14 protein-coding genes and 1 pseudogene are annotated in these 12,854 nt (G+C 68.9%); 6 read left to right on the top strand and 9 right to left on the bottom strand.

Annotated features, from left to right (window positions below; genetic code table 11):
* Positions 1–66 precede the first annotated feature (66 nt).
* The 4 genes from ACIHAO_RS32160 to ACIHAO_RS32175 all read right to left on the bottom strand — a co-directional run bounded on the left by ACIHAO_RS32160 (position 67) and on the right by ACIHAO_RS32175 (position 5,638).
* The gene (locus ACIHAO_RS32160) at positions 67–906 is read right to left on the bottom strand and encodes an acetylxylan esterase (protein WP_396564205.1); all 840 of its coding nucleotides are present in this window, start codon (positions 904–906) and stop codon (positions 67–69) included.
* A 551-nt stretch (positions 907–1,457) separates the two neighbouring features.
* Entirely contained in the window at positions 1,458–2,639 is a 1,182-nt protein-coding gene (locus tag ACIHAO_RS32165) for a cysteine desulfurase-like protein (RefSeq protein ID WP_396564207.1), read from the bottom strand.
* 81 nt (positions 2,640–2,720) lie between these two features.
* A complete protein-coding gene (locus ACIHAO_RS32170) occupies positions 2,721–4,706 on the bottom strand; it encodes a peptidase S8/S53 subtilisin kexin sedolisin (RefSeq protein ID WP_396564209.1) in 1,986 nt (661 codons plus the stop codon).
* A 128-nt stretch (positions 4,707–4,834) separates the two neighbouring features.
* Complete coding sequence (locus tag ACIHAO_RS32175; RefSeq protein WP_396564211.1) at positions 4,835–5,638, bottom strand: sulfite exporter TauE/SafE family protein; 804 nt, start codon at positions 5,636–5,638, stop codon at positions 4,835–4,837.
* 91 nt (positions 5,639–5,729) lie between these two features.
* Here ACIHAO_RS32175 and ACIHAO_RS32180 point away from each other — a divergent pair, with 91 nt between their 5' ends.
* The 3 genes and pseudogenes from ACIHAO_RS32180 (at position 5,730) to ACIHAO_RS32190 (ending at position 7,099) form a co-directional block, all read left to right on the top strand.
* Positions 5,730–6,503: an AraC family transcriptional regulator gene (locus ACIHAO_RS32180; RefSeq protein WP_396564213.1), complete on the top strand. Its 774-nt coding sequence runs from the start codon at positions 5,730–5,732 to the stop codon at positions 6,501–6,503.
* Positions 6,500–6,733 (top strand): annotated as a pseudogene (locus tag ACIHAO_RS32185) (SDR family oxidoreductase); the annotation flags it as partial. The gene ACIHAO_RS32180 and the pseudogene ACIHAO_RS32185, both read left to right, overlap by 4 nt.
* 42 nt (positions 6,734–6,775) lie before the next feature.
* Entirely contained in the window at positions 6,776–7,099 is a 324-nt protein-coding gene (locus tag ACIHAO_RS32190; RefSeq protein ID WP_396564332.1) for a putative quinol monooxygenase, read from the top strand.
* A gap of 54 nt (positions 7,100–7,153) precedes the next feature.
* Here ACIHAO_RS32190 and ACIHAO_RS32195 read toward each other — a convergent pair whose 3' ends face one another.
* Both ACIHAO_RS32195 and ACIHAO_RS32200 read right to left on the bottom strand, forming a co-directional pair.
* On the bottom strand, positions 7,154–7,969 hold the full coding sequence (locus ACIHAO_RS32195) for a DUF1206 domain-containing protein (RefSeq protein ID WP_396564215.1): 816 nt from the start codon (positions 7,967–7,969) through the stop codon (positions 7,154–7,156).
* 87 nt (positions 7,970–8,056) lie between these two features.
* Positions 8,057–8,182 (bottom strand): hypothetical protein, encoded by a 126-nt coding sequence (locus ACIHAO_RS32200; protein ID WP_396564217.1) that lies wholly within the window; start codon positions 8,180–8,182, stop codon positions 8,057–8,059.
* A gap of 108 nt (positions 8,183–8,290) precedes the next feature.
* On the opposite strand from ACIHAO_RS32200, the gene ACIHAO_RS32205 reads away from it, so the two are divergent.
* Positions 8,291–8,875 carry a dihydrofolate reductase family protein gene (locus ACIHAO_RS32205; RefSeq protein WP_396564219.1) on the top strand — a complete coding sequence of 195 codons (585 nt, stop codon included), beginning with the start codon at positions 8,291–8,293 and terminating at the stop codon, positions 8,873–8,875.
* A gap of 22 nt (positions 8,876–8,897) precedes the next feature.
* On the opposite strand, the gene ACIHAO_RS32210 is transcribed toward ACIHAO_RS32205, so the two are convergent.
* Both ACIHAO_RS32210 and rlmN read right to left on the bottom strand, forming a co-directional pair.
* On the bottom strand, positions 8,898–9,170 hold the full coding sequence (locus ACIHAO_RS32210) for a hypothetical protein (protein ID WP_125786489.1): 273 nt from the start codon (positions 9,168–9,170) through the stop codon (positions 8,898–8,900).
* Between the two features lie 32 nt (positions 9,171–9,202).
* Positions 9,203–10,309: a 23S rRNA (adenine(2503)-C(2))-methyltransferase RlmN gene (rlmN, locus tag ACIHAO_RS32215; protein WP_396564222.1), complete on the bottom strand. Its 1,107-nt coding sequence runs from the start codon at positions 10,307–10,309 to the stop codon at positions 9,203–9,205.
* Positions 10,310–10,474: 165 nt separating this feature from the next.
* Between rlmN and ACIHAO_RS32220 the strand changes: the two genes are divergently transcribed.
* Positions 10,475–11,095 carry a PadR family transcriptional regulator gene (locus tag ACIHAO_RS32220; protein WP_396564224.1) on the top strand — a complete coding sequence of 207 codons (621 nt, stop codon included), beginning with the start codon at positions 10,475–10,477 and terminating at the stop codon, positions 11,093–11,095.
* Here the strand turns inward: ACIHAO_RS32220 and ACIHAO_RS32225 are convergent.
* Positions 11,032–11,880, bottom strand: coding sequence for a class I SAM-dependent methyltransferase (locus tag ACIHAO_RS32225; protein WP_396564226.1), 849 nt, complete (start codon positions 11,878–11,880; stop codon positions 11,032–11,034). The genes ACIHAO_RS32220 and ACIHAO_RS32225 overlap by 64 nt on opposite strands.
* 116 nt (positions 11,881–11,996) lie before the next feature.
* On the opposite strand from ACIHAO_RS32225, the gene ACIHAO_RS32230 reads away from it, so the two are divergent.
* Complete coding sequence (locus ACIHAO_RS32230; RefSeq protein ID WP_396564228.1) at positions 11,997–12,842, top strand: VOC family protein; 846 nt, start codon at positions 11,997–11,999, stop codon at positions 12,840–12,842.
* The last annotated feature ends 12 nt before the right edge of the window (positions 12,843–12,854 follow it).

A 12,854-nucleotide genomic window follows, 5' to 3' on the forward strand; every position in this document is an offset into this window, starting at 1 on the left:
GTGGTGTCCCTCCTGGTCAGGCTGCTGCGGCGGACCCTAACCCGGAGCACCGACAAGAACCGGCGATCAAGCGCCGGGGACGGCCAGCGCCTTCGCGTTGCGCCGGACGTCGGACCACGCCCCGTCGCCGCACAATCCGCAGGAGGGCCCGAAGAACTCGGCGCGGGCGCGTTCGTCACCGGAAAGCCAGAACCGGAACCACGCCGTGATCGCGCCGCGGAACCCGCCACCGTCGCCGACGGGCGTGAAGTGGGTCGCCCCGCCGAGTTCGCCGTAGAGGGCGGGCACCTGGTCCGCGAGGCGGTACCGCGGGATGACCAGCATTCCGGGAACGACGATGGTGTCGAGCTGGCCACCGAGGAAGAACGAAGGCCCCTTCAGCGCCGTGGCGGAGCCCTGCGGTCCCGGCTCGATCGGGATCGTGGTGGTGACGCGGGAGTCGGCGCCGGCGGCGATCGCCCCGCCACCACCCTGCGAGTGGCCGGTGGCGCCGATGTGCGCGGTGTCGATCTTCCCCTGGAAGGGGCTGCCGGGGCGGGAGTTCTCGGCGATCAAGGTCGCGGCTCCGGCGAGCATCTCCTGGCCGGATCCCGCGTTCGGCGTGTCGGCCGCCGCGACCACGAAACCGTGAGAGGCCAGATGCCGCAGAAGACCGTCGTAGGTCTTCGGGTTCGCACCGGTCCCGTTGCCCCACAGGATCACCGGATGCTTCTCCAGCCTCGACGGCCGGTACACGGTGTGGGTGCTGTCAAGTGCTTCGACGGTCACCGCGAAGGGACCGGGTTTGCTCCACTGATCCGCGATCCCGGTCGTCGCGACAGGCGCTGCCGTCGCGGCGGGCGCGAAGCCCACCGTCGCGAGCGCGACCATCCCGGCGATCAGTGTCCGTGCGCGAAGACTCCCCATAGCGGGCCACCGTCCTGTTCCGTCCGGGCCCCGTTGCCCGTGACGCTCCTTCCCCAGAGTGTCGGCCCGGTCACCGTAGGTCCATGGGGCCGATCACAAGATCGGGCGAACGGGTCTTGTGATCGACCCCAAACCGTGCCTGGGGGTCGTGAGTGGCGATTCGTGTTCTGGCGACCTTCCCCTTAGGTACCTACTGCGTGACCCGCGGCGCTTCTTGCGTGATGCCGGATTTGAAGTACATGAAGGACCCATTCCCTGCTCTTCAGTGCTTCCAACGGCCCGGCGTCGAACTCTGATGTCCCCACGAACTGCGACAACTCACGCGAGCGCCCGACTAGAGACCTTCACGGACCGGGGCAAGGTGTGAAGGTCAAGTTTCCTCGGCTCAGCCGAGGGAAGGGGGCCTTCACGCGCAGCCGCTGTGACTACTGGCGCCTGTCCGAGGCCTGGCATCAACCGCAGCCTCAACCACGTAGATACCTAAGACACCCTTGGCTCTGACCCGAATCGCCACTCACGACCCCCGCCCGCTCAACTGTCCGCTGTGGTAGTCACCCGAACGCCGAGAGCCCGTCCAGCAACCTGTCGACGTCCTCGGCGCTCGTGTACGGCGCCAGCCCGACCCGGAGCGCCGGATCTTCCAGCTTCAAGGCCGCGAAGACTTCGTAGGCGTAGAAGGAGCCTGCCGGAGCGACGACGTTCCTTTCGGCGAGATGCCGTTGCGCCTCACGCTCGCGGCCACCGAGGCTCATCAGGACGGTCGGGGTCCGGTCGGCGGCCTTGCCATGGACGGTGACGGCGTCGCCCAGTCCCTTCTCCAGCCTGGCGCGCAACGTGCTTTCGTGCTCGTGCAACGAATTCATCGAGTTCGCGAGGTGCTCTCGCCGTGCTCCGCCCGCTCCGGGGTCGAGCGCGGCGAGGAAGTCCACCGCCGCCGTCGCGCCCGCGAGCAGCTCGTAGGGCAGGGTGCCGAACTCGAACCGTTCCGGCACGCTGTCGGGTGACGGCATGAGCTTGTCCGGCTCGACGGTTTCGAGGAGGGCGGGCGACGCGCCGAGCACCCCGCAGTGCGGGCCGAGGAACTTGTACGGCGAGCAGACGAAGAAATCCGCTCCCAGCGCGGGAACGTCCACGAGTTCGTGGGCGGCGTAGTGCACGCCGTCCACGAACACCAGCGCCCCGGCGTCGTGGGCGAGATCGGCGATCCGGCGGATCGGCGGCTTGGTGCCGAGGACGTTCGAGGCCGCCGTGACCGCGACCAGCCTCGTCCGCTCGGTGAGGACGAGGGAATCGAGATCGAGATCGGTGGTTCCGGGATCGATGTCCAGCCAGCGGACGGTCATCCCGGCCCGTTCGGCGGCCTGCACCCAGGGCCGGACGTTGGCGTCGTGATCGAGACGGCTGACGACGATCTCGTCCCCCTCACGCCAGTCCTTGGCCAGATGCCGGGAAAAGTCGTACGTCAGCTGGGTGGCGCTGCGGCCGTGGACGACGCCTTCGGCGGGCACGTTCAGGAAGTCGGCGTAGGCGGCGCGGAAGTCCGAGACGGCCCGCTCCGCGTTGAGTTCGGACGGGCTGATCGTGCCCCGGTTCGACAGCGGACCGGTCAGTGTCCCGGCGATGGCGTCGGCGACGGGCCGGGGTGTCTGGGTACCCGCGGGTCCGTCGAAAAAGGCGGTTCCGTCGGCGAGGGAAGGGAAGTGAAGCCGGAGGGCGGCGACGTCGATGGCCATGTCCCCGACTCTGACATCCGGTGCGGGGCCGGGTAAACGCTTCGTGGCCGGAACTTTCGCCGGCCACGAAGCGTCCCGCGCTCAGTACAGGTTCAGCCGGTACGCCCCGGACTGCGCGGTGCCCGCGAACAGGTACCGGCCGTCGGCGCTGATCGCCATGGACAGCACCCTGGTGTCGGGCAGCGCGCCGGGCACGGGCGACCAGGTGCGGCCGAAGTCCGTGCTGCGCAGCACGCCTCCCCCGGTCGAGTCGCTCGCGAACCACACCCGGAAGTCGAACGGATGCGGCAGGATCCGGCTGATCCCGAGGGGACTCTCACCGTCACGGACGCGGCGGAACGTCCGGCCGTCGTCCTCGCTGAGCAGGATGCCCGCGCCACCGGCGAGGACGCGTCCGCCACCCCATCGGCTGACGGAGATCGAACTGACCGGTTCACCGGAGACGTGGGTCCAGGTCTTGCCGCCGTCGTCCGACCGGGACAGGCCCTGGGAGTCGCCGCCCCAGACCCGGTTCGGGTTCCACGGGTCACCGGCGAACGCGATGAAACCGCTGTCGGTCGCCAGCTGTTCCCAGGTCTTCCCGGCGTCGTCACTGCGGTAGAGCACGTAGCCGCTGGGCGCGAAGGCCGAGACGAAGATCCTGTCCGGGGCGGCCGGATGGGCGAAGATCGCCCGCGGAAGACCTTGTTTCGCCTTCGCCGCGAACTGCCAGGTCCGCCCGCCGTCACCGCTGCGGAGCACGTCGAGCGCGAAACCGTTCCGGGTGACCTGCCAGACGACGTCCGGACGGGCGGGTGAAACGGACAGGCGCGCGTCCTCGTGCAGCCGGTCGGTGGGATGCGACTGCCAGACCCGGTCCGCCGCGGAGACCTTGCCGCGCGGGAGCGGGGTGTTGTAGATCTCCTGCACACCGGCCGCGACGACGTGCTCCCGCAGCAGGTTCCCGGTGGTCACGAGGTCGCGAATGGATTCGCCGGGTACGCCGATCTGCCGGTAGCCGCTCTTGCCCGCGTCCGCGTACACACCGCGGTAGAGCGAGGAGATCAGCGTGGTGGCGGATTTACCCGCGGCGGCGGGAAGATCGATCATGTCGCTGACGCCCTCGCCCGGTGCGGGCACGGGTTTGCGGGTCCAGGTGCGGCCGTCGTCCGCGCTGACGTCTATGTCGTTATACGTCGAGACGTACAAACGCCCGCCGACGAAACGCGGTTCCCGCAGGGGCTGTCCGGTGGGATCGCGGCGCAGCACGGTCCAGGTCTTCCCGCCGTCGGCGGAGCCGTGCAGTTCGGGGCCGACCGTGACCACGAGCAGCTTGCCGTCCGAAGCGACCTGTCCGACCTCGCCGTCGGCCCGGTACACGAGTTCGGCCCGGGGCTCCTTGCCAGTGACCCCGCGGACCGCCCACAGCGCGTACTCCGGGTAGACGGTCGTGAAGTAGGCGTCGTCACCGACCAGCGTGAGTTTGAGCGCGCCGACCGGCGCGGCGATCCCCTCGCGCGGCCAGGTCCTCGGCACGTCGTTCCAGTGCACGCCGCCGTCGATGCTGACGCTCAGCGAATCGAGGTTCTGCACCACGACGACCCGGCCCGCCGGATCCGTGGCCATGCCGAACGCGCCGTCGGGGTGCCACTCGCGCAGGGTCTCCCAGGTCTGGCCGCGGTCGGTGGTGCTCAGCAGCAGACCGCGCCACTCGCCGAGCATGCCCACGATCTTGTTGCCCACCGCGAGCATCCGGTCCGGGTTCACCGGATCGGCGAAGAACCCCTGGATGACGGTTTCCGCGGGCAGGCCCCGGCGCGCGGACCACGAAGCGCCGCGATCGCCGGAGAGCCACAGCGCGGGCGGGCTCGGCTGCATCATCGCGAGTCCGGCGGGCGAAGCGGCCAGTAGCCCGCCGACGCTGTTCGGGCCGACCGGCTCCCAGCCGCCGCGCGGCAGCCCGGTCGCGTTGACGTCCGCGGGCGGTCGCTGGGGTTCGGCGGTGGCCACCGACGTCGCCCCGGTGGTCCCGAGAACCGTCAGCAGCCCGAGAACGAACATGCGTTTGGTGATCGATCTCAGTTTCATGCGGGAGATCTTGGCGCAAGACGCGCAAAAGAGATAGAGGATTCGTCGGATCTTTGCCTGGCGATAACCCCTTGCCATGACACCGATCCGCTGTCAAGGGCTTGACAGGGACGACACTCATCCGATCACTAGCGGGCGACGATCGCGATCAGCGCGGCGGCGAGCAGGGCGAGGTACGCGATCGCGTGCGCGCGGTCCGGGATCCGGCCGGCCACCCGGCGCGTCACCGCGATGGTCGGCAACGAGCCGCACAGCAGCGCGCCCGCGGCCACCAGGTCGATGTAGCCGAGGTGAGCGGTGCCCGAAGCCGTGCCCGTCGCCGCGAAGGCGTAGACCGCCGTGCCGATCACCGCCACCGGCAGGCTCAGGGGGTTCGCCAGCGCGGTCGCATCGGCCATCGGCAGCCCCTTGCGCCGCATGAGCGGGACGGTCAGCACGCTGCCCCCGACCCCGAGGAAGCTCGCCACGGCACCGATCCCGGTCCCGCCGGCGGTGGCGGTGAGCCCGCCGAGCGCACGCGGCCGGAGGTCGTCCCGCGTGCTCACGAAGCCCTTCCTGGCCAAGCTGTCGGCGATGGTCAGCGCGAGGTAGGCGACGAAGAGCCAGCGCAGGACACTCTCGTCGGCCACAGTGGCGGCGAAAGACCCGAGCACCGCGCCGAGGCCGATGAACGCGATGAGCGGCCACAGATAGTCGCGGCGAAGCCGCCCTGTCCGCAGCTGGGCGAGGGTCGCGCTCCCGGCGTTGACCACCATCACCGCGGTCGAGGTGGCCACCGCCACGTGCATCGCGCCCAGGGCGTGATCCGGCTCGGCGAGCGCGAAGGCGTAGACGACGGGCACGGTGATGAAGCCGCCGCCGAATCCGAAAAGGACGGTGGTGACGCCGCTCAGGCAGCCGAACCCGAGGAGCACCAGGATCTCGATCAGCACTCCTTCGACGGTAGGCGCCTCCGGCACGGCGGGCATTCGAAAGAGCGCCAGTTTCTTTCGCCGATCGGACACCCGGCGTAACCTGGGTGAGGTGCGTGACATCCCCATCGACGAGGTCGACCACCTCGATCGCGCGGTGGTGGCGATCCGCACCGATTACCCACCGCGGCACCGGATTCCCCCGCATCGGCACCGGCGCGCGCAGTTCCTCTACAGCGCGACGGGATCGATGCGGGTCGAAACGGCCGACGGCACGTGGACCATCCCGACCCTGCGCGCGGTGCTCGTCCCGCCGGAGACCACCCATCAGGTCTTCACGACGACCGTGAGCACCCGAAGCCTGTACATCGAGCCGAAGGCGGTGCCGTGGTTCCCGCGACGCTGCCAGGTCGTCGAAGTCTCCTCATTGCTCCGGGAACTGCTGAACGAGGCCGTCGGCGTGCCGGAGCTGTACACCCCGCGCGGGCGGGACGCCGCGGTCATCGGACTGACCCTGCACGAGATCCGCCGCTCCGCCCCGGTCCAGCTCGACCTCCCGTTGCCGAAGCACGAACGGCTCCGCGCGCTGTGCGAGTCCTTTTTGGACCACCCGGACATCCACGAGCCGGTGCGTGCCTGGGCGTCCCGGCTGCACGTCAGCGACCGGACGCTGAACCGGATGTTCACCGCCGAGACCGGGATGGGGTTCGCCCGCTGGCGGCAACGGGCCTGCGTCCTGCATTCGCTGTCACTGCTTTCGGACGGCCGCCCGATCGCCGGCATCGCCGCCTCGCTCGGCTACGAGAGCCCTGCCGCGTTCTCCACCATGTTCACCCGGCTGCTCGGCACGTCGCCGAAGGACTACCGCGCCGCTGTCTCGAAGTGAGACACGACAGGCGTCGGTCACCGCCATGGTCGCCGAGACCGCCGGCGCGCTGGGGTCCCTGGACGTCATGGTCGCGAACGTCGGAAGGAATCCGGAAGGGGCAGGCGATCGAGAACTATTCGAACCTGATCCACCTCGGCCGGGTCTCCGTTCCCGACGACGTGGCGGCGTACGTGTCGTATCTCGCTTCCCCGGATTCCGATTACATGACCGGCCAGTCGGTGATGATCGACGGAGGAATCCAATTCTCCCGAGCAGGAAGTAGGACGATCATGATCTTCATCACGGCGAAGTTCCGGGTCCGTCCCGAACACGCGGACCGGTGGCCGGAGATCGCGCGCGATTTCACCGAAGCGACCCGCGCCGAACCCGGTTGTCTTTGGTACGACTGGTCTCGCAGCCTCGACGACCCGAACGAATACGTGCTCGTCGAGGCGTTCCGGGACGACGACGCGGGCGCTGCCCATGTCGGTTCGGAACATTTCCGCACGGCACAACGCGAACTGCCGCGGTACCTGGCCGAGACACCGCGGATCGTCAACGCGAAGGTCGATCAGGACGGCTGGTCGGAATTGGGCGAACTGGCCGTCGAGTAGATTCCGTCTCCCGCCTCGGTTCCTTGCCGGACCGAGGCGGGAAAGGCCGACCTCTCAGCCCCGTTGTGCCCGTGCCGCCCCGAGGCAGTACGCGCCGAAAGCCGCGACCCCGATGGCCACCACGATGAGCAGCACCGCGCCGAACGGCTGGGCCGCCAAGGTCCGCAGGGCCGCGTCGAGCCCGCCGGAACGAGACGCGTCGTGCGTCAGCGCCGCGTATCCCACCAGCACCGCGACCATGCCGAACACGACACCCCTTGCCACATAACCGGTCCTCCCGAGCCGCTCCACCCACCGCCGGGTCCCCGACGGGAGCCGCGAGAGGTCGAGATCCTGCTCGAAGGTCCGGCGTACGCCCTTCACCACCGACCCCACCGCGACGCCGAACACGATGACGGCCACCACGGTCACCAGGAACGGCCCGGCGGGCAACGCCAGCAAGCGCGCGGTGAACTCCTGCTGTTTCTGGTCACCGCTTCCCTGGTTCCCCGCACCCGCGGCGACCCGGGCCGCGTAGACGCCCAGCGAGATCCCCACCAGGCAACGGACTCCGGACGTCACCCGCTTGACGGTGCGGGTCCGCCGCTTGTCGATCCAGGTGTAGCCGACCGCGGCCAGCAGCGCCTGCCACAGGCCGTATGCCACCAGTCCCGCCGCCAGAATCCACAACAGCACGCCGCCCACCGGGGTCGAACCGACCTCGGTGATCGCGCCGCGCCCATCGGCCTCCTGACCGCCGCCGTCGACGGCGACCCGCACCGCCAGGTACCCGATGAGCACGTACACCAAGCCGTAGCAACCCATCCCGATCCGTCCGAGCACCTGGACGGCCTTGTTGTGGCGCACCTGTCTCGCCTCTGTCGCGGACATCCGGTCCACCTCCTTCGCTGTCTTCAACCGAGTGTCACGGCCGGAGGCGAAGAACGCCGGTTGACTGGTCCGTCCGGCCCAGTGCGCCTAAGCGAGGAGCCAGTCGTCCGTGTCACGGTGCCTGCCGAGGACGACGAGGCGCGCTCCCCGGGTCGAATCGAGCAGTTCACCGCGTGCGGACTCGGTGACGATGACGGCTTGCAGGCTGTACACGCCAGCATCCTGTCACTTCGACGACGCCCGGCAGGTTTTTTCGCGGCGATGTCGAATACCGCCGCGTGCGTTCGTAGCCAGGGTGAGAGACAACACCGAAGGAGCATCATGACCGCGACTTACACGTTCGACGTCTTTTCCAGCCTCGACGGCTACGGCTCCCACACCGGCGACTGGGGCGGCTACTGGGGCAAGCAGGGCCCCGAGTTCCTCGAACACCGCCTCGGCCTGTACTCCGAGCAGCAGAGGATGGTTTTCGGCGCCACCACGTTCCGCGCGAACCTGGAGATGCTGAGCGCGGACGTCGTGGCGACCGAGGCACTGGACCCGTGGGTCACCCGGATGAAGCACCTTCCGGCGACGGTGGTGTCGACGACGCTCCGGGAACCGCTCGACTGGCCGGACGCGACCGTCGTGAGCGGGGACGCCGTCGACGTCGTGGCCCGGCTCAAGGAGGAGTCCGAGGTGCCGTTGCGCTCGCACGGCAGCCTGGCGATGAACCGGGCGCTGATGGCCGCCGGTCTGGTTGACCGACTTCAGGTGACGGTTTTCCCGGTGATCACCGGGAAAACCGGAGCAGATTCGCTCTTCCGGGGCGCGGCCGACTTCGACCTGGAACTGCTCGAGAGCCGGACGTTCGACGGGCGTGTCCAGGAGCTCGTCTACCGGCCGGCCGTGCACGAATCGAGCTGACCGTCCACAGTGGATGGACCGGTCAGCGGCCGAGCCAGGGCGCCAGCAAGGCTTCGAGGTCGGCATCCGAAAGCGCGTACGGCCCGCCGTGGAACTCGTGCCACCGCGAAGCGTCCCGCGCCGCCATGTACTCCACCTCGAACGCCCGCATCAGGACGTACGTGAAGGTCACCGAGCTGAACCGATCGCCGAGCAGCGTCCTGGCCTCGCGCGCGACACCGGTCGCGCCATGGCCGATCACGTCCGCGAGCTTCAGCTCCTCCGCAGCCGGGTCCAGCAGGCTGGGGGCATACATCACGACAGTTTCTCCATCATCGAAAGGAAAACTCAATTCTCGGCGGCGAGCTGACCGCAGGCCGCCGCGATCTCCTGGCCACGCGTGTCACGCACCGTGCACGCGACTCCGCCCGCGTTCACCAGCCGGACGAACTCCCGCTCCACCGGCTTCGGCGAGGCGTCCCACTTCGAACCCGGGGTCGGGTTCAACGGGATCACGTTCACATGGACCAATTGCCCCAGGTGCTGGCGAAGCCGCTTCGCCAGCAGCTCGGCCCGCCAAGGCTGATCGTTGATGTCCCGGATCAGCGCGTACTCGATCGACACCCGCCGTCCGGAGGTGTCCGCGTAGTAGCGGGCCGCGGACAGCACCTCGTCCACCGACCAGCGCTCGTTGACCGGCACCAGCGTGTCCCGCAACTCGTCGTCCGGCGTGTGCAGCGAAACCGCCAGCCGCACCTGCATCTTCTCGTCCGCGAGTTTGCGGATCGCCGGGGCGAGGCCCACCGTCGACACCGTCACCGAACGCTGGCCGATCCCGAGCCCCTCCGGCGAGGGGTCCGTGATCCGCCGGACCGCCGCGACCACCCGCTTGTAGTTCGCCAGCGGCTCGCCCATGCCCATGAAGACGATGTTCGACAGACGACCGGGGCCGCCGGTCATCAGTCCGTCGCGCATCACGGCGGCGGCGGACCGGACCTGGTCGACGATCTCCGCGGTCGAGAGGTTCCGGTCGAGGCCACCCTGTCCGGTCGCGCAGAACGGGCATGCCATGCCGCAGCCCGCCTGGCTCGAGATGCAGAGGGTCGCGCGATCCGGGTAGCGCATCAGCACGCTCTCCAAGAGCGTCCCGTCGTGCGCGCGCCACAGGGTCTTGCGGGTGGTGCCGTCGTCGCACGCGAGCGCCTTGATCTCGGTGAGCAGGGGCGGCATCAGATCGGCGACGAGCTTCTCCCGCGACGCCGCCGGGATGTCGGTCATCTCCTCGGGGTTCACCGTGAGCCGCGAGAAGTAGTGGTTCGACAACTGCTTCGCACGGAACGGCTTCTCACCCAGCTCGGCGACGGCGGCGGCCCGCTCGGCGGCGGTGAGGTCGGCGAGGTGGCGCGGCGGAAGGCCGCGCTTGGGCGCGTCGAAGACGAGAGGGAGGGCAGTCATAGCTCAACCATTGTCCCATGTCCACCTCCGACGCACCCGGGCCACCCCGGTTCACCGCATCCACACAAGCCTCTGAGACCCAACTCACACGGAAAGGGTTGTCGAGACGACTGGTTCCGATATATCGTGAACATGTCGGAACAGTACGTAGAGAGGATTCACATCATGCGACGACGACCTTTTCCTCCAGAACACGGCCGTCCCGCCTTCGGGCCTTGGGCACGCGGCGGCTTCGGCGACTTCCCCCCGGGACCGGGCGGGCCGGGACATCGGCACCGGCACGGCCGTCGCGGTGGCCCCGGCGGCCGGCGCGGCAAACGCGGTGACGTCCGCGCCGCGATCCTCGCGCTGCTTTCCGAGCAGCCGAGGCACGGATACGAGATCATCCGCGAGATCGGCGAGCGCAGCGGCGGCTTCTGGAAGCCGAGCCCCGGTTCGGTCTACCCGACCCTGCAGATGCTGGCCGACGAAGGCCTGGTGATCAGCAAGGACGAGAGCGGCAAGAAGCTGTTCGAACTCACCGAATCCGGCCGCGCCGCGGCCGAACAGCAGGACGCCGTCCCGCCGTGGGAGCAGATCGCCCACGACGTCGACCCGGCCGAGGTGAACCTGCGCAAGGCGGGCGCGACCCTGGCCGCGGCGGTCGCGCAGGTCATGCACGCCGGCAGTGAAAGCCAGCAGGCCCGCACCGTCGACGTGCTCAACGAGGCACGCCGGACGATCTACGGCATCCTCGGCGAGGCCGAGGACGGCACTCCGGAGGCATCCGCCGAGGACGCGGAGTGACCTGGCACGACGAGGCCGGTGGGCTTGGCGCGTGTGTGCACGCGATAGCCCACCGGCAGCGTCATCCGCTTTTCCCCGGCAGCTGACGAAACCTCGTTGAGACGCCGGACCTCCGCGATCGCCTTCTCCGCGACCGGGGCGCTGAACTCGATCTTCAGCACGGCTTCCATCGCGGCGGCATCCTCGAACAGCCACCGCGTCGGCACCTTGTGGCAGTCGAAACCCTGACGGGCGAAGAACTTCTCGACCCCGGGCGGGTCGTACCGCGGCAGATCCAGCCGCATCCAACGGCCGTAGGGCTCGCTCGCCACATCGAGATCCACGATCATCAAGGTCCCGCCGGGCCGCAGCACGCGCTCCGCTTCGTGAAGACCGGGTTCACAACCAGGGCCGAAGAAGTACGCGGTGCGTGCGTGGACGACGTCGAAAGCCGCGTCCGGCAAGGGAAGCCGCTGCGCACGACCTTGCCGCACCTCGACGTTCGGCAGTTCCCCCACCCGGTTCCGCGCGTCGCGCACGAGTGGCTCATGGGGTTCGATCCCGACCACCGACCGCGCCGTCGCGGCGAACCGCGGCAGATGGAACCCGTCACCACAGCCGATGTCGAGGACGTCCTCACCGGACCAGTCGCGACACCCGGCGAGCACGCGCCAGATCTCGTCGTCGACGTCCTGCGCGCGGTTCTCGACCTCGTAGGCCTTTTGGTAGTACCAGATGTTCGGACTCGGCAGCACCTCGTCACCGCCGCGGCGGAAGGAGGAGACAGCTCGGGAAAACCAGCGCACGGAAGCTCCAACGACGGGACACCGGGCTGGGTTCCATGCTCATCCGGGTCGAAATCCTTAACGGAAACAATGCGGTCAGCGACTAGACTTTACTCCCACCGGAAAGGGAGAACCGCATGTCGCTCGGCTCGGCCGCCCACACTTCCGTCATCCCTTCAGGAATCCCGTGCTGGATCGAGCTCGCATGCAGAGACGAAGCGGCCGTACAAGCCTTCTACAGCGGGCTTTTCGACTGGGAGTTCACCGTCCAGCGTGATCCGGCGACGCCGACCGGCCGGTACTCGATCGCGACCCTGAACGGCGTTCCCACCGGCGGTCTGTACCGCGCGGGCACGGACGGGCCGACCGGCTGGAGCGTCCACATCTCGGTTCCCCAGGCGGCCGCGGCCGCCGAATGGGTGGACAGTCTCGGCGGCCGGGTCACGCTCGGCCCGATGGCGATTCCCCATCGCGGCAACATCGTCCATGCCATCGACGCGTGCGGTGCCCACGTCGTCTTCTGGGAGCCGCCCGCCACCTGGCAGTTCGCGACCGGGGTCCCCAACACCTTCAGCGGCGCGGATCTCAACACCCACGACGGCGCGGCAGCGGATCACTTCTACTGCCGCCTCTTCAACTACACCAGCCACCAGATCGGCGATGGCGCGTCGCTCGACTACGCCGAATGGCTCATCGAGCACGAACCGGTGCTGTACCGGTACGTGATGGGTTCGGAATACCGGCCGGACACTCCCCCGCACTGGATGGTCTACCTCGGACTGGATCCGGCGCGCGGCGCGGACGCCGCGGCGGGGCAGGCCCTGATGCTCGGCGGCGCCGTCGTGGTCCAGCCCTATGACACCCCGTACGGCCGGATGGCGATCCTCGCCGACCCGGACGGTTCGGTGTTCGCGGTGATCGACCACTCCCGGGCCGCCGAGGGCTGGGGCACCGCCGAAGTCGACGATCCTTACGACGACTGAAACGAGGAGCCG

Origin of the sequence: Amycolatopsis sp. NPDC052450, assembly GCF_044547565.1 — a bacterium.
Classification (GTDB): domain Bacteria; phylum Actinomycetota; class Actinomycetes; order Mycobacteriales; family Pseudonocardiaceae; genus Amycolatopsis.